Below are 26,947 nucleotides of genomic sequence, written 5' to 3' on the forward strand. Positions count from 1 at the left end.
GCCCATCAGTCGCAGCCCTTACGGCGCGCGTTCAAAGCGGATCTGGAGAATCGTGTTTCAGTCTTGTTTCGCCGGAGGCAGCTCTCGTTGAAGCCGGGCCTCTCGAGCAAGGCAGCACAGTGGTTGCAGACGCACCAACTCGCTGGGTTGCGACATGGCTGAGCGGCGATGCTGCGAGATCGTTGCGCGCTTAGAAGCGGGCGCGGTAACCGTCATAGGCGTGAGCGGCCAGAATGCCGGCGCTGAGAAAGCCGAAGAGTGCGGTGACGGTCTCGATCATCGTGGTAGTCCTTATTCCCCCGCGACCTACAAACGTCACAGGGGGCCGCACAGTCAAAGAGATTCGCGGTCGGCTTTTCATTCGGAGCTGTAGTGATGCGTCGTTGCAACATTTTACCCGGTCGCGAGGAGCGATCGCGGCGCGATGGCGATGACAATGCGGCGCCGACGAGGCGAGACCTGCCTGGCGCAGCGTTAACTGGCGTTGAAGACGTATGAGCGCGGGCATGACGACGGGACATGGGGGATTAGCGGGGCGCAGCAGTTCACCTCCGCGGATTTTTTGCTTACATACGCTCCAAGGAATGGCGCCGGTTGTCTCGCTCGACGAGCCGCAGGATCGGATGCCGCAAGTGAGGATCTCCCGTGGCCGATGCATTCAATAACGAGATCAATGTCGGGCCGCCGCCGGTGACCTTGCCCAAGCGCAGGTCGTTCGGCCCGCTCGGAATCATCGTCGTGCTGCTGATCCTCGGTGGCGGCGGTGGATATCTCTGGCTGAACTACCGCGAAGCGCTGACCGATATGGTGCAAGCTGTCACGGGAAGCACTGGCAGCAGAGATGGCGCGCCGGTTTTGGCCAGCGCGGCGGAGGGCGGAGTCAGCGCGACTGATTTCGCAGCGTTCCAGCAACAGACCGGAAGTTCGATCCAGGCCGCAACCGAACTGCTGACGGCGCAGCAGGTCGAATTGAAGCGCTTGTCCGATCAGATCCAGGGCCTGACGACCCAGGTCGTTGGACTGACCGCCAAGATCGATGCGCTGCAGGGCCGAGGCGTTCTCGCACCGCCGGCTCCGGCCGCCGTGCCGACAGCACCCTTGGCCGCAGTTCCGGCTGCTCCCGTCGTCGCCCGCCCGGCGCCAACGGCACCGCGTAAACGACCCGCCGATCGTCCTGCAGGAGCTATCTCGGTCGGCGGCGCACCGCTCCCGGCGGCTCAGCCACCGCGTTAGTTCCGATCCTCGAAGCGGCCTGGCGCGTCCCGGGCTGTCTTGCCTTCCGAGGCGGGCGATGGCGGCTGAGATCGGGCGGCCCGCCGACGATCTTGGTCTTCACGAATTCGCATTTGGGGCAGGTGAAGGTGCATTTGTCGCCACCCCCGGCATCGGGCTCGCTCCGCAACAACGTCATCCGCGCCCGGCACATCGCACAGCGCGGCGGCTTGAGAGCGCCGAGTGTTTCGGCGGGCGTTGTTGGCTCGGATTGATCGATCATGTCGTCCGATGGAGGCTGATGCGGCAAATGGCGGAAGGGAAACGACGATAATGGGCAGAACGTCTAACCGCGGATTACCATCGCCGAGAACGCGGGCAACCGCGATCCTGATGTTATCATAGAGGATCGTCTGCGGCACTACGCGCGGCGTTGACCCCTTGGTGTTGCTCACTGTCCGCGAGAAGGACCGAGGGCAGCCCCGCCAGTATTGTGCGCCTTGCAGACAACCTGTAGCTCGGGCCGGTCACGAAGGGCTGTATCGCCCTGCTGATTTCCCCATGAGTAAACAAAATCGAACTCCGGCGATGGAATGATGGTCGTCCACCGATCGATCAACGCCTGAAGTTGTTTCGGGGTAGGGACGACATATTTCCCGCCCTCAGCCGTTTTGAAGGTGCCCCCGCCAAACGCCTGAAACACCGGCACAATTTTTCCTGCAGGTATTCCCGCCTGGACGGCGGCCGCAACGGCCGCGTCTATGTCATTCAGGTTCGATGCGCCCGCGTCTGTACGGAAAGGGTAAGGATCAAGCCCATACAGATCGATTCCGGTGTTTGCCGGGTTGTATGTATTCTTGTAGTCCGGGCGGGCGTTCGATGAGCCCATGTTCATCAGCACGATAAACGTTTTCGCACCCGGGACATTCTGGTGTATCCAATCGGACTGTTCCTTAAGGCTACTTGGGGTGATGAGTTCGCCATACCTGCCAGTTGGATCAGGCTCGTCCCAGAGATAGAACCCGAATACCTTCGCGTTGCCGATGAACGGTTTCACCTTGTTCTGAAACTCGGTCGTGGCTCCGCCTTTGATGCCAAGCCAGATCAGGCCTTTCATGCCTTGGGGGAGAGCGTTGAGCGAGGCGAGGTCGCCAACGTCGGCCATGTTAAAGCCGAGTTCAGCTCCCGCTCGCGCGTCTGAGGCGCCCAAACCGGATGCATAGTGAACGGTGGTTTGAGCGCTCGCGCCCGCTATCCATGCGATCAGCGCGATCACGGCAAGTAGAGCGATTTTCATAGCCCATCTCCTTATGCCAGCCGGCCGAGTTGGTACGAATGCCCGCCTTTTCCACTCACGGTGTTGGGGGTCGAGATCAAGCGGGCGGTTCGCTGCCTTCAACTTTCGCGCCCGGCGAAGCGATCGAGGGAGCAAAGCAGACTTCTTGCGCAACCCGGTAACCCGCGGCCAAACGGCTGATGATAGACATCAGCCCTCGGATCAGCGGTTTGCGTACTGGTACTTCTATGAAGTGCCAGACGAGGAAGGACGCAATGAACATTCCAACCAGCACGAGTATGACGGCGGCGTGCTTGCCGACATGCGGTGCAAGCGCATTGAGCAGAATGTAGCCGATGAATTGATGCAACAGATAGAGCGGATAGGTCAGGCCGCCCAGCATCAACATCGTCGGAGACGGACGCACGACGGATCGGAGCATGATGGCGCCGGCAAAGATCACGTGTATCGCGATGTTCGCGGCGACGAGGTGAGGGTAGGACGGCGCGGCTCCAAGATGCGTGATCATCCAGTTTTGAGAGAAGACGATGGTCTTGCACGAAAGCAGGAACGACGCTGCGAGAAGTGCCAGCGCGCCCGACGAGCGGCCTCTTGAAATCAGGTGATAAGCTAGGATTCCACTGGCAAAGAACGGTGCATATGCCGTCACCAGGACGATGCGCAGTGCGCCGCTTCCGACGAATGTCTCGTTCAGCGCGGAAATTGCCAGCCAAATTGCGATAATGGTGAGCTTTCGACGCGGATAGACGCCGACGAAGATCAGCGCGGCGAACCAGCCGTAAAAGACGATCTCTAGCATGATCGACCAGTAGACGCCGTCCATCGCAAGCCGACCAAGGGCGGGAGCGAACATCGAAAGATTAGCGGCATAGGTCAAAAGATCGGTCGGGAAACGCGGATCGCGGGCAATCGTGAGAACGATAAAGGTCGCCGTCATGCAGACGAGAAATCCGGGATAGAGCCGGACGAAGCGCGCGACGGAAAATTCCTGCCAGTGTCGGCCCTCGGCTGACCAGGAGATCACGAAGCCGCTGATCAGAAAGAACAGATTTACGCCGAGATAGCCGTACATTGCGAACGGCACCGCCGCGGGGTACCCGTCGTCGAGATCGCCTGCGATCTTGCCGCGGAAGCAATAGTGGAAGAAGACAACAGCCAGCGCTGCCAGCAGTCGCAATAGATCCAGCGACGCCATGCGCGACGAATTTGGTGCGCTTGTCCCTTGGTTCATGATCGGTCCTCGACTCTCACGCTATCGTAAGCGCCGGGCGGCCGCGTCATTCAAACGCACGATGACGAGTGCAAGCTTCTTGTCTACTTCGCGAGGCTGGCATGGGCTGACTTCGCGGAGAGCGTCATACGTCGTGTTGTGCACGACGGGAACGAGCCGCTCACCCGCGAGGAGTGCCGAAAGCTCTTTATCGGCGATGCCTCCTATTCTCCATCAATCGTCGGGCGAGGAAGGAAGGAGACCGGCATCGCTGCCAGCTGCGTGTTTGATTAATCTCCATCGGCATCGTGCTTCACTTCAGGTCCGATCGTTCAAGTGAAGTATGCGCTGCGGTGCGGACTAGGTCAGCCACAAAATTGGCTCCAGCTTTTGTCAGGTGGCCGTAATCCCATGAGATCAATTCGCCTCTCGGCGAGCTTCCGTGTGTGATGCATCCCGCCTCGTTGCACATGGCGTTGTATATCGAAATGAACTGAGCACCGGAGGTCCTCGCTACGGCGGCGAGATCGCTGTCCAATTGCTTATAGTCCACGTTGCTTGGTCGGATGCGATCCGGAATTCTGCCCGAGGATTTCCAGTTCTCATAAACTTGTGTGGGCAAATCGGGTGACCATAGCGGCGCGGGACCGAGGATCACTATTTGCTTCACTGATTTTCGCGTTTCGACCACAGCGCGCGCGAGACTGCTCATCTGGGAGCGCTTCAATTCTTCGCTGTTTACCAAATGTGCCCAGAAGGCGAATATAATCAGCTTATTCGGCTTTAGCTCAGCGATCCTGTTAACAATATCGTTGTTGCTCCTTTCGCATACCGTCGAGTTTGCACCGAATGAGGGTAGGCATGCGTCTCGTGTAAATTGAGCGACCTGTCCGTCGCGATCTTCGGAAAAGCCGGTGTAAAGGCGGCCAGCGTGCGAATCGCCCCAGATCAATGTTTGCCCAGCACCGCACTCTCTGCTGAACTCGCTTGTCGCAGTGTTCGCAATCCAGCACGTCTGCGCGCGAGCGCCTGCGGCTGAGTCATATCGCATTGTGTCGATTACAGATCGAATCTCCGCAGGGTAGCGCTTTGGGAGGCCGCTGCTGAAACATACCGCGGCGCTCATTAAAAGGGCGAGAGCGGCCATCGACGATGCAATAGCAGGCGCCCGCTGGCTGAGACGTCCGAAGCGAATTGGTGTTTCTACCAGTGCAGTAGTTAGCCAAGCTAGAACAAAACTGGCGATGACGATGCATCCCATGATCCATGCGGATGTAAGACCTGAAATCGTCGCAAAGGTGATCAGGGGCCAGTGCCACAGGTAAGCGGGGTAGCTGATCTTTCCGACCTCTATGAGTAACCGGCGCTCCAAGAAACTCGCGCCGTAAGCGAGTATCAGGGCGGATCCAACAACAGGAGCTGCAGCACGCCAGCCGGGGAATTCGCTTGATTTGGTGAGAAGGGCGGCGCTGCATAAGATGAGTACAAGGCCGAAAAAAGAAACGATGTTCCCACGTTTAGGATTCCGGATTGCGACCGCGATAAGTCCGCCGGTTCCGAGTTCCCAAAGGCGAGCCAGCGGGTTGTAATATGCGGTCGCTTGGTTGAGACGTGTGTCAATGATGCAGTAGATGAATGATGCAACTACGATCACTGTTAGAAACGCGATCGCCCTCTTTTGGGTTCTCGCAAAGAGGATCAGTAGGAGCGGCCAGAGAAGGTAGAATTGCTCTTCAATCCCTAACGACCATAGGTGGAGAAGGGGTTTCGTTTCGGCCGCGGCATCGAAGTACCCGACTTCCGTCCATGCCAAGAAATTCGGGAAGAACAACAATCCGGCGATGCCTTGGAGGCCCAGATTCTCATATCTGATTGGCAGCAGGATGAAGCCGCCAAAGATAACCGTTGCTCCGATTACAATAGAGAGCGCTGGCAAAAGCCTCCTAGCTCTCGCCTGGTAAAACTTCCCGAAACTGAAGGTGCCTTCCGTCATTTGAGGGAAGTATTTTCGGGTGATCACGTACCCACTGATGACGAAGAACACGTCAACGCCCACGTACCCGCCGGTCAAGGCGGCCGGAAATGCGTGGAAGATAACAACAAGAATCACCGCTACAGCGCGAAGCCCGTCAATATCTGGACGATAGTCTTGCGGCATGGCCTCTCAGCGCTGGTGTGATCATATGGAGGTATCTTTCTATAGGGGGGCGACCTGATAGTCGAGGCACGCGGCGCTGATGCAGGGCCTTTGCGGAAGGCCCCGACGGTGATGTGGCAGGTCGAGGAAAGGGGCGAGCGATGCGGCAGGAAAGCGCCTCAAGCATGGATTTTTTGGCCTTCTTCGAGGTGGCGTGGATGTTTGCCTGCCGGAAAAGGCCCCCTTCAATTAACGCGGCAGCATCGAGCGGGGACCGGTCCCGCGTGATTTCGGCCATCCCGCGAGCGGTCCCGACGTTCCGGAAGCAGGTGTCGTTCCGGAAACGGTTGCGAATGCGGCGTGGCGCCGTTGCCTCAGATCAGTCGTTCATTGCCGAAGGCCCCGGGCGAAACTGGGGCCACGGCAGTCTTGCGACGATATAGCGGGATCCTTCGACGGTTAGATGGCCATAGTCCCAAACCAGAGGGGTGCCGTCTTCGACAGTGATCGGGCATGTGCCAGCCGGGCAGACGTCGTCGACTACAGAAATGTAGGTAAAACCCTCGTAGTTTGGCAGCGCCGCTTTCATCTTCGCGTCGCCCGCAAAGATGTCTGGGCGGATCATATCTGCGGACTCGGGCACGACGCCCTTGGACGTGGCACGAATGATCATTGAGGGAAGACCCGTTTTGAACTGGACTGCGGGTCCGACAACGATCACCTGACTTCCCCGCGAGATCAGGGTCGCGGCGGTGGCCTTGATGTTCTCGACCATAGAGTCGAAGCGTGAAGAGTGAACGTCTCTCAACCAGTCGCCAGAAATGATGACGACATCCGGAGTATGGGAATCGAGCCACGGAACGACCGTCGCAGCAAAATTGCGGCACCATACGCCCGCATTAGGGCGAGGCTGGAAGGTCGGCGTGCAACCGGCCTGAGTGGCCTGCATGAGATTGAACCGCTCGCGCTTGGCCATCTCCGACAAGCCGGGATAGTAATGCGCGGCGTGGCTATCGCCCCATAGGAGGACGTTCAGTTTTCCGGACGCAGGTTGCAGGCAACGCTCCGGATCGAATGGACGATCATCGAAGCGAAAGCATTGTCCCCCCCGATAGGCGCTCTGATCGAAGGAATTGAAAGCGTCCAGTTTGGCCAGACGCTGGTCCATCTCGGACTGAGGCGTCTGGATCATCAAGCCCGCTGTACTTGCCGTAATGAGGCAGGCGGAAGCGCTGGCCGCGACGAGAGCAATGGAGCGTCGGCCGCCCGCCCATGCCCTTCGTCGGAAGGGTTCTTCGATAAATCTCCATGAGGCGTAGGAAATCGCGACTGCACCGGCGAAGAGCACGAGCTTATCGAACCCACTGAGCGTAAGCCCGTCCATCGTAAACCTTGCGAAGACGAACAGCGGCCAGTGCCATAGGTAGAGGGAATACGATATCGTTCCAAAGAAGCGCGCAAGGCGGTATGGCGAGTAAGGGCCGCGGACGACCTGTGCAGCGCCGGTACCGCTCCAGATGAAGAGGGCAGCGCCGACGCATGGATAAAGAGCATGCCATCCCGGGAAAGATGAGTTCGCTCGAAGCCCGAATATGGGGATGAGCAAAAACGCGTAGCCGATGCCGCAAGCAATATTTCGGTGAAGCTGCCGTCGTAGAGTGGGAAACCCCTCTATTGCGATCAGACTTCCCATCATGAATTCCCAAGCACGAACGGGACACATGTAGAAGGCCGCGGCGCTTTGACCGTTCCGGAGTAACCACAGTCCGGATGCGCAGGATGCAACTGCGAGGCCGCAGACGACCGAGAATAGGACTAGCTTGGCGCGTGCTCCTGAAAACCTCAGAACAGCCCAGATCAAAACCGGCAGGACGAGGTAAAATTGCTCTTCGACGGAGAGAGACCATGTGTGGAGCAACGGTTTCTCGACGGCAGATCGATCGAAATATCCGCTCTGGGACCAGAAGAAGATGTTCGCGGTGAACGTTACAGCGCCAGCAATGGAGCCAAAGAAACCGCTTCGTTCAGATGGCAATAGGAAGTGGATCGAGAGCGGGATCGTAACCGCGATCATCACATACAGCGCGGGCAACAGCCGCCGCACGCGTCTCTCGTAGAAGGTTGAAAACGAAAAGCTCCCGGCCAGCATCTCACGCTGGATGATTTGCGTGATCAGGAAACCGGAAATGACAAAGAAAATGTCGACGCCGACGTAGCCGCCGTGCGCGCCAGCGGCCTCGCCAAAGTGGAATGCCACGACCGCCAAAACCGCAAGACCGCGGAGTCGGTCAATGTCTTCCCGATAAGGCAGATGCACCCCGTAGATCCCCAAGCCTTCCACGCCCAACGCGAGTACTAATAGGGCCACGAGCCAGCGTAAAGCCATTGGCAGGGCGAAGGATTCGCTCCCTCACGCACGGGGGGGGGGGAGGGGCTGGGGCGGGCAAAAAGCCCAAGGCGGATCGGCTCCTCGGCGCGTTTGACTGCGGACCACGAGCCAAGTTCTTTCCTTGAGCGAGCCCCTTGCTTCCGGAAGATGCTGCCGCACCACGCGGCATACTCCGCCCGGCCGGTGTCCATGCAGGCGGTCCTTCCTGCCGCAGATCAAGCAACACGCCAAACGGGCTCGGACGAGACGGCTGAGTTTAAGCCAACATCCCGGGCCCAATCCGATGATGGGTCGGGGCGACGCCGAGACATTCCCCTGGAGATCGCATTAATCGAAAGATCAGCCGCCTCGGACGGCGATGAGTCTTTCGACCTCCAGAGGCGCTGCGTCGAAAGAGCGACGTATGGCGGAAAGGGTGGGATTCGAACCCACGGTACCCTTGCAGGCACGGCGGTTTTCAAGACCGCTGCCTTAAACCACTCGGCCACCTTTCCGTCGTGGGACAGCGCTTAGCAAAGCGGCCTGCCGAGGGAAAGAGAGGATTGTGCCGGGATGGCCGGCCAGGCGCTGAAATCTGCGGGACAGGTGATTCTCAAGAGCGGTCGGTACCGGCGGGGTGGGCGTGCTAAGCAAGGCCTGACGATTCTGAACGACGGAGACCACCATGGCAAACCCGACACCACGCGCCGACGCCTTGCGTGCGATGCGCGAGGCCAAGTTCGAGGCCGCGCAGCGACTGATCAAGGAGGCGGGCAAGGCTGCTGCAGCCACGGAGAGCAAGCCTGCGCCTGCGGCAAAGAAGGCGCCTATCGCGAAGCTTGCCGGGGAACCGGCTGCCGAGGTTCCAGCGGTCGAGACCCATGGTTCAGGACCTCAGGCCGCTGACGTGCTGCCGGCCGAAGCTTCGGTTGCCGAAGTCAAACCCGCAAAGACCAAAGTACCTAAAGGAAAGCCGGCCAAGGCAGAGGCAGCCAGGAGCGTTGCCAAAAAGACCGCCACCAAAAAGGGTTCCGCCAAGAAGGCCTAGCGGCCAGCGGCATTCTGCCCGGAAAGCAGGGCGGACCGAGCCTAGATTTCGCCCGAGATCGCGCCTATATCTGGTTCGTCGCAAGACGATGGCGCTGAACCTCTCAATGGACTGCGGGCAGACCCGGGGGCAGTACCCGGCGCCTCCACCTCAGCAGCTCGCGATCTCATCCGGGTGAGATCGATTTCGCCGGACGGTGAAATGCACGGGCTGCTCAGGCGGGGGCGAAACAGGATCGATGGCCGCGAAGAAGTTGAGAATTGTGCTCGGCATGATACCGCCGTTATCGGGTCAAAACCTAAATGCAAACGATAACGTTCGCATGAACGAAGTGCGCCTCGCGGCGTAACCGTTCGGGGTAGGTCCACCTTGCAACAGAACGGCCATGGCCGCGTCAACCTTCGGGTTGGCGCGGCTTTTAATTTGTAGAGCAGCGAGCGTGGCGCTTCCGCGCGTTCAATGCCTGGTCTTGCCGCTCTGCAGGAACGGCCGCCGCGCATTTTCGTGTTTCTGGTAGAGTTCGAGCCAGCGCCGGTCTTCGGCCTGGGCCCATTGTTCGGGCGAGATCCCAGGCGGGCGGCCGTGACCGATGGTGCCGTCGAGGCGGGTGAATTCCGCAGTCTCCTCCACGATCAGCCCGATCAGTACCCGGACGCCCTGGTCATTCAGCTCATAGTTGTCGTCATCGTCGATCATGCCGGCAATTGAACAGGGCTGTCGGTGCGGTCAATGCAATTACGGGCTTAACCTAACCGATCAACCTTACCGGCAGCATGTGCGCATGATCGTCGGCAGCTATCCACGTCACCACGCGATGGTGCCTGTTTGCTGCCAACTCGCGCCGCGTCACCACGAAGCGCCGCTCGCCGATGCCATGCTTGCCGTGGGCGCCTAAATTGTCACCGCAGCCACGACGCAATTTTAACAGATTGCACGCTCACATTCAGTGTCGTTCGGTCGATGCAATGGAGCAGGCAATGGCACGCAATTTCGGCGTCCCCCGACAGTTCACCCCGCAGACGCAGGCGCCCGTCTGGCCGCTGTGGATAATGGCTTTCGCGGTCGTCACCGTCATCAATGCAGCGACATTCCTTCCGCACTAGCGGGAGCGGGCGGGTGATCGCCCGGCGCTGCATCCGGAAGACGCCACGACCCGAGCACATAGAGCTTCATGCTGTTGTGGAAGCGCGATGTGACGACGGTGAAGATGGCTTCGGGATGTTCGGCCCAGATCGCGATCTGGTAGAGCGTCACGATCAAGTGGCCATCGCGAAATCTGTACTCTCCCGCACCGGTGATCCCGCCGCAGTCCGTCCTTGAAACGTCCATCTCCATCCCCAAAATCCTGCCGCCAGAATCCAGCCCAGGAATCCCGTCGGCGCGTTCTGCGATCAAATCAAGATCGTGCGCGATCGTTCAACTAACAAATAGTTGAAATCGACTGGGCGGGGCGCGGAAATTAATCTCCGTTAGCGGCGAGCTGCAAATTCAAACCAAACGGCGACGGGGATTTTAAAAATCACCATATATTGCTGTGCCCAACGAAAATGCCGGGGGGCTTTGTGGTGATCGAGACGTTGGTGTTGCTGAGTGCTGTGGCCGGTGTCAGCTTCCTGCTGGTGGAGCTCTATCGCAGGCGTCAGGACGTGCTGTATGGCCCCTATATCCGCCGCGAGTGGCGCGATTGATCGCGCGCGGTGTGTGCAGCGCGAGATGATTACCCGTTGTACGGGCTAAAAAACGACATCCTCTGTTTACCATATCGGGCCTCTCCCCATTTTCGCCGCGATCCGGCTGCGATATATTCATCACTTGATGCGGAAGTGGGCTGCATCGGGGATTATGGCCGTGGGGATGCCCGGATATGGGCAGGCGGCCGCTGGAATGGTATTGGGGCGTATGGGGATTCGTGGGTCACATCGACTCGGCCAGGCTGTTCAGGCAGCAGCGGCCATCAGCGCCTGTCTGGCGTTGGCCAATTGTTCGTCCTCTTCCACCAGCTTCAGTCGTCTCGATCCGAAATATGGCGTTTCGAGCAGCCCCCGTGTGGTCGGGATGGGCGAGCCGGTTCCCAAGGGCGGCGGCACTTATCGTGTCGGCAAACCCTACACCGTCGCCGGCAAGCTCTATGTGCCGGAAGAAAACATCAATTACCGCGCTGAAGGCATCGCATCCTGGTATGGCGACGCGTTTCACGGCCGTCTGACGGCCAATGGTGAAGTGTTCGACATGGCCTCGCTCACGGCGGCCCATCCGACGCTACCGATACCGAGCTATGCGCGCGTCACCAACGTCAATAACGGCAAGTCGCTGATCGTGCGTGTCAACGATCGCGGCCCGTATCACGGCAACCGCCTGATCGACGTCTCGAACAAGGCGGCCGAACTGCTCGAATTCAAGGGCAACGGCACCGCCAAGGTCCGCGTCGAATATGTCGGCCGCGCGCCGCTGGAAGGGTCGGACGATCGCCAGCTCGTGGCCACCCTGCGTACCGGCGAACCCGCGCCGTCGCCGTCATTGGTCCGTGTCGCATCGGCACGTTCCTTCGTGCCTGATATGCAGGGTGGTCGCGTTGTCTCCCGCGATGTCCCGCTGCCGGAAGGGCGTCCGTATTCGCTTGGCAATACGCCGGCGGATATGGCCTCGATCCGTTCGACATCTGAGATGTCGGCGTCGAGCCGCATGCGGACCGCCTCGGCACCGCGGATGACCGAGAACCATCGCGCAGTCTCCTATGAGAGCAATGCTGCTTACGCTGCGCCTGCCGAGCCGGATGACGGCACCGTCGATGCACGCGGCGCCCAGGCCATTCTGTCCGGCCGCGGTCTCTACTAAGCCAGTCCGTCCTTCATTCCCGATATCGTGACGGGCGCAGCATGGTGCCCTGATGTGCGTTGCACCTTGCCGCGTTGTTTGCCGCCGGTGATCCTGTTAAGACCTGAGCACTCAGGACAGCACATGGCATCTGGCTCTATCTCGTTGAAACGACCGCAATTCGCCGCGCTGAGCTGGCGTATGCTGCTGGCTGCCCTGGTCGCTTTCAGCGTCGATCTCGGTCCGGCGCAGGCTGCGAACCAGAGCGTGCAGGGCGCCAAGAAAGTCGTCGAGGACGGTGGCTACGACACCGATGCACCGACCGCGATCCTGATCGAGGCCGGCTCCGGCAGCGTGCTGTTCGAGAAGAATGCCGACGAGCTGCGCGCGCCCTCCAGCATGATGAAGCTGATGACCGTCGAGCTGGTGTTCGACGCGCTGACCCGCGGCGACATCAAGCTCACGGACGAGTATCGCGTCAGCGAGAATTCCTGGCGCAAGGGCGGCGCGCCGGCCGGTGCATCGACCATGTTCGCCGCCATCAACAGCCGCGTGCCCGTCGCCGATCTGCTGCGCGGTGCGATCATCCAGAGCGGCAACGACTCTTGCATGATCCTGGCTGAGGGCCTCGCGGGCGGCGAGGCAGCTTTCGCCGAGAAGATGACGGCACGAGCGCGTGCGCTCGGGATGCCGAAATCCACTTTCGCCAATTCGAATGGCCTGCCTGACCCCGGCAACAAGATGACGGTGCGCGAGCTTGGCGTGCTCGCCCGCCACATCGTCCGCACCTATCCCGAATTCTACAAGCTGTTCGGCGAACGCGAATTCACCTGGAACAAGATCCGTCAGCAGAACCGCAATCCGTTGTTGGCGACGTTCGACGGCGCCGACGGCTTCAAGACCGGCTACACCAAGGATGGTGGCTACGGCATGGTCGGCTCGGCCATTCGCGACGGCATGCGGCTGATCGTGGTGATCAACGGTCTGGACGATCCTGACGATCGCGCGACTGAAGCGAAGAAGCTGCTGGAGTGGGGTTTCAAGAATTTCGAAGCCCGCACGCTGTTCGCGGCCGACCAGACCATCGGCTTCGCCAAGGTGTTTGGCGGCGAGAGCCGCTCGGTCGCGCTTTCGGCCCGGGAACCGGTCAAGGTGATGGTGCAGAAAAATGGTACCGACAAGCTGATTGCACGCATCGTCTATCAGGGCCCGGTGCGCGCACCGGTCGAACCCGGCCAGCCGGTCGGCGTGATCAAGGTCTGGCGCGGCGCCAATATTGCCGTCGAGACGCCGCTCTATACGGCGGCTGCCGTCGGCACGGGATCGACCATGCGGCGCGCCGTCGATGGTGCCGGCGAGCTGGTGATCGGACTGTTCCGCGCCGGCGCCGAGAAGCTCTGACATGACGGAGACGCCCACGACACCGCCGCCGCGCGGTCGCTTCGTCACTTTCGAAGGCGGCGAGGGCGCCGGCAAATCGACCCAGATCAAAATTCTGGCCGACAGGCTTGAGGCCGAAGGCAAACGCGTCATCGTCACCCGCGAGCCCGGCGGCTCGCCCGGCGCCGAGATCATCCGTCATGTGGTGCTGTCGGGCATGGGCAAGCTGCTCGGGCCTGAAGCCGAGACGCTGCTATTCGCCGCCGCGCGCGACGATCACGTCCACGCGGTGATTGCGCCGGCGCTGGAGCAGGGCATCTGGGTGCTGTGCGACCGCTTCTCGGATTCGACGCGGGCCTATCAAGGCCGGCTCGGGCATGTCTCGCCAGAACTGCTCAACGCGATGGAGCGCGTCACCATCGGAGGGCTCAAGCCCGATCTCACGGTCATTCTCGATATCCCGGTGTCGATTGGCATGCGACGCGCAGCAGCGCGGCGCGGCAATGATGTGCCCGACAGGTTCGAGGCCGAGGGTATCGCCTTTCATCAGGGGCTGCGTGACGCGTTCCGGCAGATCGCGGCTGACGAACCGCAACGCTGCGTGCTGATCGACGCCAATGCAGATCCGAAGATCGTATCGAACAATATCTGGGGCGTGTTGCGCCGACGCCTTCTGACGCCGTCGAACCATGAGGCGACACCCGCATGAGCGCAAAGTCATCGGAGCAGACGATCTCGGTCCCGCATCCGCGCGAGACGACGGCGCTGTTCGGTCATCAGGATGCCGAGGCCACGCTGCTCAATGCCTATCGCGGCGGGCGCATTCCGCATGCCTGGCTGATCGGCGGTCCGCAGGGTATCGGCAAGGCAACTTTGGCCTATCGCATGGCGCGTTTCGTGCTGGCGCATCGCGACCCTGCATCACCGCAGGTCCAGGCAGCAGAGTCACTCGCCCTCGATCCGATGCATCCTATCGTGCGCCAGGTCGCCGCCGAATCCCATGGCGGCCTGCTGACGCTGGAGCGTTCGCTCAACGACAAGGGTGTGATGCGCACGGTGATCACCGTCGATGAGACCCGCGAGACCGTATCGTTCTTCGGCTCGACCGCAGCCGTCGAGGGCTGGCGCGTCTGCATCGTCGATACCGTCGATGAGCTGAACGCCAATGCCGCCAACGCGCTGCTGAAGGTGCTCGAGGAGCCGCCGCTACGTTCGCTGTTCCTGCTGGTGACGCATGCGCAGGCGCGGGTGTTGCCGACCATCCAGTCGCGCTGTCGCAAGCTGGCACTGCGTCCGCTTTCCGTCGCCGATGTGACCCGCGCCACGTCGCAGGCCGCCGAGATCGAAACCAGCGATCCCTTGCTCAAAGAGGTCGCCGAAGCCTCCGAAGGCAGCGTCTCGCGCGCCCTCAATCTGCTTGGTGGCGGCGCGCTGAAACTGCACCAGCGCACCGCATCGCTGCTGAACACGCTGCCCCATGTCGATCCGCGTGAGCTGCACGCCCTCGGCGATGCGCTGGGGACCAGCGACCGTGTCGCGCTCGGCGCCTTTGTCGACAGTGTCGACCGCTGGATCGGCGAGCGCATGCGGGCCGATGACGCCAATGCCAACGCCAATCTGCCCCGCCTTGCGCGGCTGGCGGAGGTATGGGAAAAGATCAACCGAGCCGCGCGCGAGACCGAATCCTACAATCTCGAGCGAAAACCGCTGGTTTTCTCGGTATTTGGACTACTCGCGGAAGCAACGCGCTGATCGCTGCGAGACTGGTTTCCGCCAATCCGCGCTCCACCAAGATCGTCTTATTCAAGGTCCGTAAAGTCAGCCATGACATCTGCAACCGATGCAACCCGACCGGCGTATTTTCTGACAACGCCGATCTTCTATCCCAACGGCGTGCCGCATATCGGTCATGCCTATACGGTCATGGCGACCGACACGATTGCCCGCTTCCAGAGGCTCGACGGTTACGATGTTCGTTTCCTGACCGGAACGGATGAGCACGGTCTGAAGATGCAGCAGACCGCCGTCAAGGAAGGCCTGACACCGCTCGAACTGGCCGACCGGAATTCTGCGCGTTTTCGCGAGATGGATGCTGCGCTCAACATTTCCTATGACGACTACATTCGCACGACGGAGCCGCGTCACGAACGCGCCTCGCAGGCGCTCTGGGTCGCGCTGGAGAAGGCCGGCGCCATCTATCTCGACAAATATGCCGGCTGGTACTCGGTTCGCCAGGAAGCCTATTTCGACGAGGCGGAAACAACGCTCGGCGACGATGGTGTCCGGCGTGAGCCGCTCGGCTCGCCGGTCGAGTGGACCGAGGAGGAAACCTATTTCTTCCGTCTGTCCGCCTACCAGGACAAGCTGCTCGATCTGTATGCGCGTGTTCCTGATTTCGTATTGCCGCGCGAGCGCCTCAACGAAGTGACGAGCTTCGTCAAAGGCGGCCTGCAGGATCTGTCGATTTCGCGGACCACGTTTGACTGGGGCATCAAGGTGCCGGGCGCGCCCGGTCATGTGATGTATGTCTGGATCGATGCGCTCACCAACTACATCACCGCGGCCGGCTATCCCGATGTCGATGGCGAGAGCTTCAGGCGATACTGGCCGGCCAATCTGCATGTGATCGGCAAGGATATTGTTCGCTTCCACGCGGTGTATTGGCCTGCCTTCCTGATGGCGGCCGGAATCGATGTCCCGCATCGCGTCTTCAGTCACGGCTTCCTGCTCAACCGTGGTGAGAAGATGTCGAAGTCGGTCGGCAACGTGGTCGATCCCATCGGCATGGCCCAGCAATACGGCGTCGACCAGATGCGCTATTTCTTCATGCGCGAAGTCTCGTTCGGGCAGGACGGCAGCTACAATCACGAAGCCATCGTCAATCGCACCAATGCCGACCTCGCCAACGATCTCGGCAATCTCGCGCAGCGCTCGCTGTCCATGATCGCCAAGCAATATGGCGGCGTGCTGCCGGAGCCCGGCGAGTTCAGCGACAACGACAAGGCCATTCTGGCGCAGGCCGATGGCATGCTGGAGCTCGCACGCACCGCGATGGCGACGCAGCAGATCCATCAGGCGCTGAATGCGGTTTGGGCTGTGGTTGCCGAAGCCAACCGCTACTTCGCGGGCGAAGCGCCGTGGGCGCTGGCCAAGACCGATCCGAAGAAGCAGGCGACGGTGCTCTACGTCACGGCGGAAGTCGTGCGTCAGGTTGCGATCCTGGCGCAGCCGGTGATGCCGGCGTCCTGCGCCAAGCTGCTCGACGTGCTCGGTATCCCCGAGGGCGAACGCAACTTCACGGCAATCGCAACCCGTATCAAGCCGGGCACGCAACTGCCGACGCCCACCGGCGTGTTTCCGCGTTATGTCGAGCCTGCGGCCGCGAGCTGAGTTTGCGTGATGCTTGTCGATAGTCACTGCCATCTCGATTTCCCAGACTTCGCCGAAGACCTCGACGGCATCGTCGCGCGTGCGGAAGCCGCAGGCGTCGGCAAGCTCGTGACCATCTCGACGCGCGTGCGCCGCCTGCCGGCGCTGCTCGCGATCGCCGAGCGGTTTCCGAATGTCTATTGCTCGGTCGGCACTCATCCGCACAATGCCGACGAGGAAGACGGCATTTCCGCAGAAGAGCTGATCGAACTGACCAGGCATCCCAAGGTCATTGCGCTCGGCGAAGCCGGTCTCGATAATTTCTACGAACACGGTTCATCGGAGGCGCAGGAGCGTGGCTTCCGTGCCCATATCGCCGCGGCCCGCGCGACCGGATTGCCGCTGGTGATCCATACCCGCGAGGCGGATGAGCAGTGCGGCACCATTCTCGAAGACGAGATGGCCAAGGGTGCGTTCAAGGCTGTTCTGCATTGCTACACCGGCGGACGTGAGCTCGCGATGAAGGCCATCGACATGGGCCTGTCGATCTCGTTCACCGGCATCATCACCTTCAAGAAATCGCAGGAGCTGCGCGACCTCGCGGCTGAGCTTCCCGCCGACCGCATCATGGTCGAAACCGACGCGCCTTATCTGGCGCCCGGCAAATGGCGCGGCAAGCGCAACGAACCGTCATATGTCGTCGAGACGGCGAAGGTGCTTGCGGAGACCCGCGGCGTGGCGCTCGAAGAACTGGCCCGGCAGACCACCGAAAACTTCTTCCGCCTGTTCAGCAAGGTACCTGCCGAGAGCGCCCCTGGCGCTGGCGTGCCGGCATGACATTGGTGCTGACCATCCTCGGCTGCGGCTCGTCGGCGGGCGTGCCGCGCCCGGCGCTGGGCTGGGGCGCCTGCGATCCCGCCAATCCAAAAAACCGTCGCCGTCGTTGTTCGATGATGGCGGAACGGATCGGGCCCGAGGGCGTCACGCGTGTGGTGATTGACACCTCGCCGGACCTGCGCGAGCAGCTCATCGACGCTGATGTCGATGATATCGATGCGGTGTTCCTGACGCATGAGCATGCGGACCAGACCCACGGCATGGACGATCTGCGCTCCGTGGTGCTGAAGCGGCGCAAGCGCATTCCCGTCTATATGAACGCCTCGACGGCGACTGATATCATGCTGCGCTTCGGCTACTGCTTCGTATCCCCGCCGGGCAGCGACTATCCGCCGATCCTCGACCGCCTCGACATCGAGGCCCGCGAAAGCCGCACCATCACGGGGAAGGGCGGCGATCTGACGCTGACACCGTTCCTGGTGCAGCATGGCAACATCCCGGCGCTGGGCTACCGGATCGGCAACACCGCCTATACGCCTGATCTCAACGACATCCCGGAAGAGAGCTGGCCGGCGCTCGAAGGTCTCGATCTCTGGATCGTCGACGGCCTGCGCTACACGCAGCATCCCAGCCATTTCAGCATCAGCGATGCGCTGCGCTGGCGCGACCGCTTCAAGCCGAAGCGGACGGTGATCACCAACATGACGGCGGATGTGGATTACGAGGCGGTGCGCAAGATGCTGCCGGAGGGAGTGATCCCTGCCTATGACGGGATCAGGCTGACGATAGGATAGCTTAGCGCCAAACATTCCGGGCTTCCGGGTTCACTCGCCTGCGGCGAGCGCCCCGGAATGACCAGCGGGTCGGTGGAAGCGGGCGCCTAGCTGTTAAACGACCCCGTCGACTTCACCTGATCGCGCAGCAGGAACTTCTGGATCTTGCCCGTCGAGGTCTTCGGGATCACGCCGAACACCACCGCCTTCGGCGTCTTGAAGCCGGGCATCTGCGCGCGGCAGAAGGCGATGATGTCGGCCTCCGTCGCCGTGGCGTTCGTCTTGAGCTCCACGAAGGCGCACGGCACTTCGCCCCATTTCGCGTCGGGCTTTGCCACCACGGCCGCGAACAGCACCGCCGGGTGTTTGTAGAGTACATCCTCGACTTCCACCGACGAGATGTTCTCGCCGCCGGAGATGATGATGTCCTTGGAGCGGTCCTTGATGGTGACATATCCGGCGGCGTCGAGCACGCCGAGATCGCCGGTATGGAACCAGCCGCCTTCAAACGCCTCCTTGGTGGCCTTCTCGTTCTTCAGGTATCCCTTCATCACGATATTGCCGCGGAACATGACCTCGCCGATGGTCTCGCCGTCGCGCGGCACCTCCTGCATGGTCTCGGGATCGATGACGGTCACGGCTTCCTGCAGGTGATAGGGCACGCCCTGGCGGCGCTTCAGGTTGGCGCGCTCATCCGCGGGCAGGGAATCCCAGCCGGGCTGTTCGGCACAGACCGAGGCGGGGCCATAGACTTCGGTCAAGCCGTACACATGCGTCAGCTTGATGCCGATCCTCTCGGCGCCCGACAGCACCGCCATCGGGGGCGGGGCGCCGGCAATCGAGCCCTGCACCAGCGGACCGCCGGAATAGACCGGCGCGTCGGGCGCATTGATCAGCGTGTTGTAGACGATGGGCGCGCCCGACATGTGGGTGACGCCGTGTTCGCGCATCAGCGCGAAGATCTTGGTGGGATCGACCTTGCGCAGGCAGACATTGACGCCGGCGCTCGCCGCAACGGTCCAGGGGAAGCACCAGCCGTTGCAATGGAACATCGGGAGGGTCCAGAGATAGACCGGATGCTGGCCGAGGCCGGCGGCGAGAATATTGGAGACCGCGTTGAGATAGGCGCCGCGGTGATGGGTCACGACGCCCTTCGGATTGCCTGTGGTGCCCGAGGTGTAACCGAGCGCGATGGCGTCCCATTCGTCGAGCGGGAAGGCGCTGGTGAAATCGGGGCTGCCCTCGGCAAGGGCGGCTTCATATTCGAGTTCCCCGATCCGCTGGCCACCGGCGAAGGACACATCGTCGACGTCGATCACGGCCGGCTTCGGCCCGGTCATCAGTGTGAGGGCTTCGCTGATCACGCCGGAGAATTCCGGATCGACCAGCAGCAGCCTGGCGCCGCCATGGTCGAGCTGGAATGCAATGGCCGCGGCGTCGAGCCGGATGTTGAGGGCGTTGAGGACGGCGCCGGCCATGGGCACAGCGAAGTGCACCTCGTTCATCGCGGGCAGGTTCGGCAGCATCGCCGCGACGGTGTCGCCGCGTCCGATGCCGCGCCCGGTCAGGAACGAGGCGAAGCGCCGGCAGCGCTCATAGGTCTGTGCCCAGGTGAAGCGGCGGCCCTCATAGACGGTACTGGTCAGGTCCGGATAGACCGCCGCGCTGCGCCTGAGAAAGCTCAGCGGCGACAGCGGCACGAAGTTGGCCGGTGTCTGGTCGAGGCCGACGCCATAAGCGCCTTGATCTGGGATCATGTTGACACTCTTTTATTTTAATCAGTGAGTTACGGATAATATTTCACTTATTAGTTTATCGCAGGGATGATCTTCCAAAACCACACGAGATATTGGTCGCAACTTTCTGAAATCGAACGGTTTAGAGGAATCCGATCGAAATCCAGGGGAAGATCGCGACGATGATCAGACCGATCAGCAGAGCCAGCAGATAACCGAGGATCGGCTTGATGCCTTCCGCCGGATCGACGCGCCCGATGGCGCAAGCGGCATAATAGCCGACGCCGAACGGCGGTGCGAACAGGCCGATGCCCATGGCGAGGATCACGACCATCGCATAATGCACCTCATGGACGCCGACCAGGCGGGCGATCGGAAACAGCAGGGGGCCGAACAGCACGATGGCCGGGATGCCCTCGAGCACGCTGCCAAGGATCACGAAGGCGACGATGGAGACCGCGATGAAGGTGGCGCCGCCGCCCGGCAGGCCGGTCATGGCCGCGGCCAGCGAGCGCGAAAAGCCGGACTGGGTGAGACCCCATGCCATCCCGGTCGCGGTTCCAATGATCAGCAGGATTGCGCCGGAGAGACAGGCCGTATCGACCAGCATCGGCTTCAGCCGGTTCCAGTCGAACTGACGATAGATCAACAGGCCGGCTAGCACGGCATAGACGATGCCGATGGTGGAGACCTCAGTGGCGGTCGCCACACCCTCGACCACGGCGGCGCGGATCACGAAAGGCAGCGCGATGGCCGGCACCGACACGATGAATGCCTTGCCGATGTCGCGGCCTGACGCCCGTTTGACGTGGCTGAGATCCTCGCCGCGATAGCGCCACCACACCAGCGCGCCCAGCGTGATCGCAAGCACCACGCCGGGCAGCAATCCGCCGGTGAACAGCGCCGAGATCGAGACGCCTGTGACAGAGCCGATGGTGATCAGGACGAGGCTCGGCGGAATGGTCTCGGTCTGCGCGCCGGTTGCCGCGAGGAGGGCGACCAGATCGCCCGGCTTGGCGCCGCGTTGCTTCATCTCCGGGAACAGAACCGGGGCCACAGCCGCCATGTCGGCGGCCTTGGAGCCGGAAATGCCTGACACCAGATACATCGCGCCGATCAGCACATAATGCAGCCCGCCGCGGACATGGCCGAGCAGGCTGGCGAGGAACGCCACCATGGCGCGCGCCATGCCGGTCATCTCGATGAGCAGCCCCAGGAACACGAAAAGCGGCACCGACAGCAGGATCAGATGGCTCATGCCCTCGTCCATGCGGCCGACCAGCACCATCATCGGGGTGCGTGTGGTCAGCGCCATATAGCCGAAGATAGCGAGGCCAAATCCAAAGGCAATCGGCACGCCGGAGAACACGCAGAGCGCCACGACGCCGACGAAGAAGATGATCAGGTTGAGATTGCCGAGGGTGCGCAGCAAGGGTTCGGCGAGCCAGAATACAGCCATGATCGCCACGACCGTCCCGAGCGCCATCAGCACGGTGCGGACCTGCCCGTAGCGCAACAGCCGCAGCACCGCGAAGACGACCATCAGCGAGATGCCGACCGGCAGCGCGGCCGCGCGGAAGCTGTTGGCGATCTGCAGCGCCGGCGTCGTGATGTAGCTTTCCTCATAGGCGTATTCGTAGGACGGCACGACGATCATCAGCAGGAACGCCAGCGCCGCGCAGGTCCCGACGACGTCGAGAAAGGCCCACATCCGGGGGCCGGCCGATGCCACCAGCGCGGTCATCCGCATATGTTCGCCGCGCCGGAACGCAACGGCGGAGCCGAGCATCGCTAGCCACAGGAACAGGATCGAGGACAGTTCGTCCGACCAGATCAGCGGACGGTGGAAGCCGTAACGGGCCACCACGCCGATGAACAGGATGATCACCTCCGCCACCACCAGCAGCGCCGCGGGAATCTCGACCAGATGGCCGAGGGTGCGGTCGACGGATGTCAGGATAGCGTCGCGGCGGGAGAGGGGCGCCCTCTCCACGCTGGACGCCCCGCTTTCGAGGGCGGAGATGTCATGCACGGCCATAATGGTTCCGATCAGCCCAGCTTGCCGACGGCTTTCTCGAGGATGGCCCAGGCTTCGTCGCCATACTTGCCCTGCCATTCCTTGTAGAAACCGGCCGACTTCAGCTTGTCGCGGAACGGGCCCGGCTCGAGCTCATTGAAGGCCAGGCCCTTGGATTCCAGCTCGCCGCGTAGATTGGCGTTGAGCTTGGCGACGTCCTCGCGCTCCTTCATGCCGGCGGCATTGATGTTCCTGGCGACGATGTCGCGCAGGTCGGCGGGCAGCTTCTCCCAGGCACGACGGTTGGCTAGGAACCAGTAGCCATCCCACATGTGGTTGGTCAGCGAGCAGTATTTCTGCACTTCATAGAACTTGGCGGTCGAGATGATCGCCAGCGGGTTTTCCTGGCCTTCGACCACCTTGGTCTGCATCGCCGAATAGACTTCGCTGATATTGATCGAGGCGGGCGCGCTATCGAACGCCTTGAACATCGAGGTCCACAGCGGCGACACCGGCACGCGGATCTTGAAGCCCTTCAGGTCGTCCGGGCTCTTGATCGGCCTGGTGGACGAGGTGACTTCACGGAAGCCGTTGTCCCAGATTTTGTCCATGACCACGAGATTGGCCTTGGTGATCTCCTTGCGGATATAGGCGCCGAGATCGCCGTCCATGGCCTTCCAGACCGTGTCGTAATTCGGGAAGGCGAAGCCGATGCCGTTGATCGAGGCGGCCGGTACCAGAGTGGCCAGGATCAGGCCGGACAGGGTGAAGAACTCGACGCCGCCGGAGCGGATCTGGCTCAGCATGTCGGTGTCGGAGCCGAGCTGGTTGTTGGGGAACACCTGCAGGTCGACCTTGCCGTTGGTTTCGGTCTTGATCGCCGCCGACATCTCGCGGGCGCGGATGTTCATCGGATGCGTATCGGGCAGGTTATTCGCGTATTTGTAGACGTATTCGGCCTGCTGCGCGCGCGCGATAAATGGCATGCCGACGCCGCCAAACGCGGTCGCCGCGGCCGATGCCTTCAACAGAGTCCGGCGTGAAATCGTCATTTTGTTTCTCCCAACCACTTCTTTGTTTGTCTTTGTAAGGCGAAAAGCCCTTGTCGTCTGGTCATCATGCCCGGGCTGCCCGGTCAAGCCTTTTCGCTGTGCGACCAAAGGCCAAGCCCCAATAGCGGACGCCGGCGCACGGCTTTTGCACTGCGCGAATTTGTGGGAAGCATCACGCGAACGAAGCCGCCGGCAGCCAAGACCGGCCAGAGACCGTCTGCAGGAAACGCAAGGACAGCATATGAGCAAGGATCACGGCGTAGCGATCATCACCGGCGGCGCCTCGGGAATCGGCCTGGCGGTCGCCAAGGCCGCCGTCAGCGAGGGCTGGAAGGTCCTGCTGGCCGACCTCACCCAGGACGCGCTGGACCGTGCCCGCGCGCAGGTCGACGCCATCAAGCCAGGCGTGACCCGCACCGTGGTGATGGACGTCGCCAACGAGGACGCTGTGATCGCCGGATTGAAGGATTGTGAAGCCGGCTTCGGCCCGGTGCGCGGTCTGGTGAATTCCGCCGGGATCGGTCGTCAGGTGCCGTTCTTCGAGACCTCCGTGAAACTGTTTCGCGAGATCCTCGACATCAATCTCGTCGGCACCTTTGCCGTGGCACGTGAAGCCGGCAAACTGATGAAGGCCCATGGTGGCGGCGCCATCGTCAATGTGGCGTCGGTGTCGGGCCTGCGCGGCAATATCGAGCGCGCGGCCTATGGCGCGTCCAAGGGCGGCGTCATCACGCTCACGCAGGTGATGGCGTGCGAACTGGCGCCACTGAAGATACGCGTCAACGCGATTGCGCCGGGCCCGTTCGAGACGCCGATGGTGCAGGAGATGCACACGGCCGCAACGCGTGAAGGCTGGATGCAGGTGGTGCCACAGCGGCGCTATGCCGAGCCGGAGGAGGTCGCCGGCGCCGCGATGTTCCTGCTGGATCACAACAAGTCGAGCTTCGTCACCGGGCACGTGTTGAACGTGGACGGTGGTTTTGCGGCCCATGGATTGCTGCCGAAATATCCGTAGGCAGCAACAAAGCTCCGTCATGCCCGGGCTTGTCCCGGGCATGACGATGGCGTTAGAGCGTTAGCCTTTAGCCTTTAGCCTCAATCAGCATCTTCATCCGCTCGGCGTCCGCGGCCGTTGCCGGCGTGTAGACAACCATGCCCAAATTCGGCTGGCCGTCGACCGAGAAGGTCGAATAGGTCATCACGAAAGGCCCGACCACCGGATGGTTCACATGCTTGCGGCCTTCGCCGTAGCTGCCGACGTCATTGGCGTGCCACATGGTCGCGAAGTCGGGGCTGATCCGGCAGAGCTCATCGATCAGTGTCTGCGCACGCTGCGATGCGCCGCTGCGCGTGATATCCGCGCGGAAGGCCGCCACGGCGAACCGCGCATCATTCTCCCAGTCCGGCATCTTGGCGCGAACATTCGGCCGGCAGAACAGGATGCGCAGCACGTTGCGCTCTTCGGGCGCGATGTTCGGATAGTCGCCGAGCACGGCCAGCGCCGCGCGATTCCAGGCGACGATATCCCAGGTCGCATTGCGCACGACGGCGGCGCTGAATTCCATCGCATCGAGCACCCGTTGCAGTGTTGGCGATACGATATCGGAGGGTTCGAAGCGAATCTCCGGCAGCCGGTGCTGCGCCAGCAGAAACAGATGCTCGCGCTCGACGACAGACAATTCCAGCGCGCGTGAAATCCGGTCGAGCACATCGGCCGACGGCGCACCGCCGCGACCTTGTTCAAGCCATGTGTACCAAGTGGCGCTGACATTGGCGCGCTGTGCGACTTCCTCGCGCCGCAGGCCGGGTGTGCGGCGTCGCTCGGACGAAAAACCGAACGCCACCGGATCGAGCTTGGCGCGGCGATCCCGCAGATAAGTGCCAAGCGGATTAGAGCCTGGGCTGGAAGGTGTTGCGGTGACCGTCATGCTCAGCCTGTTAGTCGCCATACCCGTATAACGTCACGGCTTCACGCACCGTATCGCAGGACCGATACATCGGCGCCTTCACAAGAGGAATATCACATGCGTGTCTTCGTTACCGGTGCTTCGGGCTTTGTCGGATCGGCGGTCGTTCAGGAACTGATCGGCGCCGGTCATCAGGTGGTCGGTCTGGCGCGCTCGGACGCATCCGCCAGGGCGCTGGCTGACGCTGGCGCCCGGATACATCGCGGCGATCTGGAGGATCTGGACAGCCTGCGCTCCGGTGCCGCCAATTCAGATGGCGTGATCCATACGGCTTTCATCCACGACTTCTCCAGATTCAAGGAAAACAGCGCGATCGACGCGCGCGCCATCGAGACGCTGGGCGACGTGCTGGCGGACTCCGAGCGGCCCTTGATCGTAACCTCCGGCATGGCCTTTATCGCGCCTGGAGGTCTGGCGACCGAAGACATGGGCCCGTCGAGCGCGTCGCCGAGCCCGCGCGTATCGGAACAGGTCGCCGAGCGTCTGGCAGCGCGCGGCGTGCGCACGTCATCTGTCCGTCTCCCGCCATCGGTGCATGGCGATGGCGACCATGGCTTCGTGCCGCGGCTGATTGCGATCGCGCGGGAGAAGGGCGCCTCGGCCTATATTGGCGACGGCCGCAACCGCTGGCCCGCGGCACATCGGCTGGACGTCGCCCGGCTCTACAGGCTCGTTCTTGAGCGCCGTTCCGTCGACATTCGCTATCACGGCAGCGCGCAACAAGGCGTCGCGTTCCGGGAGATCGCCGAGGTCATCGGCAAGCACCTGAACCTGCCGGTCGTGTCAAAGTCGCGCGATGACGCCGCCGATCACTTCGGCTGGTTCGCAGGTTTCGCGGCCATGGACGCACCGGCGTCCAGTGCCTGGACACAGCAGCAATTAGGATGGCAACCGACCCAGCCGGGATTGATCGCGGACCTCGACCACGTCAGATATTTCGGCGGCGGAGGCCATATGGGGCCACAATGATGTGGGGCCACAAACTGGCTCAAATAGCCGTTGGTTCAAAGACGATACTGCAACAATTTTATCTAAGTCACTGGAATCGCTATGAGATAATATATTCCATAATATACCTTATGCGAATCCGAGATGTGGCATTTCGGGCTGGTGGACGCCTTGTTTGTTGGTCCCCACATAAGATCGGCATCGACCCCATAAGATCGGCCCAGCCCCCACATAAGACCGACATATGTGCTGCTGGAGTGGCAGTCAGTCATCAACTTTAGGTCGAAAGTCACCTCCGAGGAGGTTTGCTTTGCCTCTGGGCCACGCCGGTGAGCACGGGACCGCAGCGGATTGTCCTGGTCACAGGTCGGTTCAAAAATCATTGGATGGCCCTGCTCCGGAACGCGCTCGCTCGCGTTCAAGGACGCCAATGGCTGCCAGACCAATTTCGTCAGCCTTAGGGTCGGCTACCTGCGTGAGTGACGGGATCAGATTCATCACCCACATCATCCCGACGCAGACGCCAATGCCGGTGCTGATTTTTCCGTTTTCGGCGTCGGAAATGACATGGCGATCCACGCCAATCTTGGACGCGATATCGACGTGGGAAAGGTTTCGGCGGAGCCGTGCTGTTCTCAAGTTTGAACCGAGCAGACGTATTGCATCTTCGACGGCAAACGGAGGCGCGGTGGTGAACTGGCTTCGTGGCGGCATGGTAGCTTAAGCCTCCTCAAAAGCCATTTGCGGCACCTTAAGACGCCAAAAACTGTGACCTTGCTCCA

General features: G+C 61.5%; 23 protein-coding genes, 1 tRNA gene and 1 other RNA gene. 13 read left to right on the forward strand and 12 right to left on the reverse strand.

The features are described from left to right. The first annotated feature begins 645 nt into the window (after positions 1 to 645). Positions 646 to 1,233 carry a hypothetical protein gene (locus AC1RLZ_RS15380; RefSeq protein ID WP_493189298.1) on the forward strand — a complete coding sequence of 196 codons (588 nt, stop codon included), beginning with the start codon at positions 646 to 648 and terminating at the stop codon, positions 1,231 to 1,233. A 430-nt stretch (positions 1,234 to 1,663) separates the two neighbouring features. Here AC1RLZ_RS15380 and AC1RLZ_RS15385 read toward each other — a convergent pair whose 3' ends face one another. The 5 genes from AC1RLZ_RS15385 to AC1RLZ_RS15405 form a co-directional block, all read right to left on the reverse strand. After that, positions 1,664 to 2,509, reverse strand: a complete 846-nt coding sequence (locus AC1RLZ_RS15385; RefSeq protein ID WP_493189299.1) for a hypothetical protein — start codon at positions 2,507 to 2,509, stop codon at positions 1,664 to 1,666. 76 nt (positions 2,510 to 2,585) lie between these two features. Continuing rightward, a complete protein-coding gene (locus AC1RLZ_RS15390; RefSeq protein ID WP_493189300.1) occupies positions 2,586 to 3,704 on the reverse strand; it encodes an acyltransferase family protein in 1,119 nt (372 codons plus the stop codon). 328 nt (positions 3,705 to 4,032) lie between these two features. Next, positions 4,033 to 5,877: an acyltransferase family protein gene (locus tag AC1RLZ_RS15395; RefSeq protein ID WP_493189301.1), complete on the reverse strand. Its 1,845-nt coding sequence runs from the start codon at positions 5,875 to 5,877 to the stop codon at positions 4,033 to 4,035. Between the two features lie 358 nt (positions 5,878 to 6,235). After that, complete coding sequence (locus AC1RLZ_RS15400; protein WP_493189302.1) at positions 6,236 to 8,173, reverse strand: acyltransferase family protein; 1,938 nt, start codon at positions 8,171 to 8,173, stop codon at positions 6,236 to 6,238. Positions 8,174 to 8,649: 476 nt separating this feature from the next. After that, a tRNA-Ser gene (locus AC1RLZ_RS15405) sits at positions 8,650 to 8,739 on the reverse strand. A gap of 170 nt (positions 8,740 to 8,909) precedes the next feature. Here AC1RLZ_RS15405 and AC1RLZ_RS15410 point away from each other — a divergent pair. Continuing rightward, positions 8,910 to 9,272, forward strand: coding sequence for a hypothetical protein (locus tag AC1RLZ_RS15410; protein WP_493189303.1), 363 nt, complete (start codon positions 8,910 to 8,912; stop codon positions 9,270 to 9,272). Between the two features lie 38 nt (positions 9,273 to 9,310). After that, positions 9,311 to 9,663, forward strand: a transfer-messenger RNA (tmRNA) gene (gene ssrA / locus AC1RLZ_RS15415). Positions 9,664 to 9,728: 65 nt separating this feature from the next. Here ssrA and AC1RLZ_RS15420 read toward each other — a convergent pair. Further along, positions 9,729 to 9,968, reverse strand: coding sequence for a hypothetical protein (locus AC1RLZ_RS15420; RefSeq protein ID WP_493189304.1), 240 nt, complete (start codon positions 9,966 to 9,968; stop codon positions 9,729 to 9,731). 378 nt (positions 9,969 to 10,346) lie between these two features. Beyond that, positions 10,347 to 10,667 carry a hypothetical protein gene (locus AC1RLZ_RS15425; RefSeq protein WP_493189305.1) on the reverse strand — a complete coding sequence of 107 codons (321 nt, stop codon included), beginning with the start codon at positions 10,665 to 10,667 and terminating at the stop codon, positions 10,347 to 10,349. 170 nt (positions 10,668 to 10,837) lie between these two features. Here AC1RLZ_RS15425 and AC1RLZ_RS15430 point away from each other — a divergent pair, with 170 nt between their 5' ends. The 8 genes from AC1RLZ_RS15430 (at position 10,838) to AC1RLZ_RS15465 (ending at position 18,466) form a co-directional block, all read left to right on the forward strand. Beyond that, the gene (locus AC1RLZ_RS15430) at positions 10,838 to 10,960 is read left to right on the forward strand and encodes a hypothetical protein (RefSeq protein WP_493189306.1); all 123 of its coding nucleotides are present in this window, start codon (positions 10,838 to 10,840) and stop codon (positions 10,958 to 10,960) included. A 211-nt stretch (positions 10,961 to 11,171) separates the two neighbouring features. Continuing rightward, positions 11,172 to 12,107, forward strand: a complete 936-nt coding sequence (locus AC1RLZ_RS15435) for a septal ring lytic transglycosylase RlpA family protein (RefSeq protein ID WP_493189354.1) — start codon at positions 11,172 to 11,174, stop codon at positions 12,105 to 12,107. A gap of 180 nt (positions 12,108 to 12,287) precedes the next feature. Continuing rightward, the gene (locus tag AC1RLZ_RS15440; RefSeq protein WP_493189355.1) at positions 12,288 to 13,487 is read left to right on the forward strand and encodes a D-alanyl-D-alanine carboxypeptidase family protein; all 1,200 of its coding nucleotides are present in this window, start codon (positions 12,288 to 12,290) and stop codon (positions 13,485 to 13,487) included. A gap of 1 nt (position 13,488) precedes the next feature. Next, complete coding sequence (tmk, locus tag AC1RLZ_RS15445; protein ID WP_493189307.1) at positions 13,489 to 14,175, forward strand: dTMP kinase; 687 nt, start codon at positions 13,489 to 13,491, stop codon at positions 14,173 to 14,175. Continuing rightward, a complete protein-coding gene (locus AC1RLZ_RS15450) occupies positions 14,172 to 15,218 on the forward strand; it encodes a DNA polymerase III subunit delta' (RefSeq protein ID WP_493189308.1) in 1,047 nt (348 codons plus the stop codon). The genes tmk and AC1RLZ_RS15450 overlap by 4 nt, the downstream gene beginning before the upstream one ends. Before the next feature lie 72 nt (positions 15,219 to 15,290). After that, positions 15,291 to 16,856, forward strand: coding sequence for a methionine--tRNA ligase (gene metG / locus AC1RLZ_RS15455; RefSeq protein WP_493189309.1), 1,566 nt, complete (start codon positions 15,291 to 15,293; stop codon positions 16,854 to 16,856). Positions 16,857 to 16,865: 9 nt separating this feature from the next. Beyond that, complete coding sequence (locus AC1RLZ_RS15460) at positions 16,866 to 17,672, forward strand: TatD family hydrolase (RefSeq protein ID WP_493189310.1); 807 nt, start codon at positions 16,866 to 16,868, stop codon at positions 17,670 to 17,672. After that, complete coding sequence (locus AC1RLZ_RS15465; RefSeq protein ID WP_493189311.1) at positions 17,669 to 18,466, forward strand: MBL fold metallo-hydrolase; 798 nt, start codon at positions 17,669 to 17,671, stop codon at positions 18,464 to 18,466. Before AC1RLZ_RS15460 ends, AC1RLZ_RS15465 begins: the two co-directional genes overlap by 4 nt. A gap of 86 nt (positions 18,467 to 18,552) precedes the next feature. Here AC1RLZ_RS15465 and AC1RLZ_RS15470 read toward each other — a convergent pair whose 3' ends face one another. The 3 genes from AC1RLZ_RS15470 to AC1RLZ_RS15480 all read right to left on the reverse strand — a co-directional run bounded on the left by AC1RLZ_RS15470 (position 18,553) and on the right by AC1RLZ_RS15480 (position 23,250). Then, entirely contained in the window at positions 18,553 to 20,202 is a 1,650-nt protein-coding gene (locus AC1RLZ_RS15470) for an acyl-CoA synthetase (protein WP_493189312.1), read from the reverse strand. A gap of 121 nt (positions 20,203 to 20,323) precedes the next feature. Beyond that, positions 20,324 to 22,219, reverse strand: a complete 1,896-nt coding sequence (locus AC1RLZ_RS15475) for a TRAP transporter large permease (RefSeq protein ID WP_493189313.1) — start codon at positions 22,217 to 22,219, stop codon at positions 20,324 to 20,326. 11 nt (positions 22,220 to 22,230) lie between these two features. Continuing rightward, positions 22,231 to 23,250, reverse strand: coding sequence for a TRAP transporter substrate-binding protein (locus AC1RLZ_RS15480; protein ID WP_371424626.1), 1,020 nt, complete (start codon positions 23,248 to 23,250; stop codon positions 22,231 to 22,233). A 241-nt stretch (positions 23,251 to 23,491) separates the two neighbouring features. Here AC1RLZ_RS15480 and AC1RLZ_RS15485 point away from each other — a divergent pair, with 241 nt between their 5' ends. Next, the gene (locus AC1RLZ_RS15485) at positions 23,492 to 24,265 is read left to right on the forward strand and encodes an SDR family NAD(P)-dependent oxidoreductase (RefSeq protein WP_493189314.1); all 774 of its coding nucleotides are present in this window, start codon (positions 23,492 to 23,494) and stop codon (positions 24,263 to 24,265) included. Between the two features lie 67 nt (positions 24,266 to 24,332). Here the strand turns inward: AC1RLZ_RS15485 and AC1RLZ_RS15490 are convergent, their stop codons facing one another. Continuing rightward, positions 24,333 to 25,178 (reverse strand): helix-turn-helix transcriptional regulator, encoded by an 846-nt coding sequence (locus tag AC1RLZ_RS15490; RefSeq protein WP_493189315.1) that lies wholly within the window; start codon positions 25,176 to 25,178, stop codon positions 24,333 to 24,335. A gap of 96 nt (positions 25,179 to 25,274) precedes the next feature. Here AC1RLZ_RS15490 and AC1RLZ_RS15495 point away from each other — a divergent pair, with 96 nt between their 5' ends. Next, entirely contained in the window at positions 25,275 to 26,186 is a 912-nt protein-coding gene (locus AC1RLZ_RS15495) for an SDR family oxidoreductase (RefSeq protein WP_493189316.1), read from the forward strand. Between the two features lie 351 nt (positions 26,187 to 26,537). On the opposite strand, the gene AC1RLZ_RS15500 is transcribed toward AC1RLZ_RS15495, so the two are convergent. After that, positions 26,538 to 26,879: a helix-turn-helix transcriptional regulator gene (locus tag AC1RLZ_RS15500; protein WP_493189317.1), complete on the reverse strand. Its 342-nt coding sequence runs from the start codon at positions 26,877 to 26,879 to the stop codon at positions 26,538 to 26,540. Between the last annotated feature and the right edge of the window lie 68 nt (positions 26,880 to 26,947).

This window comes from Tardiphaga sp. GW822-FHT04G09 (assembly GCF_058800725.1).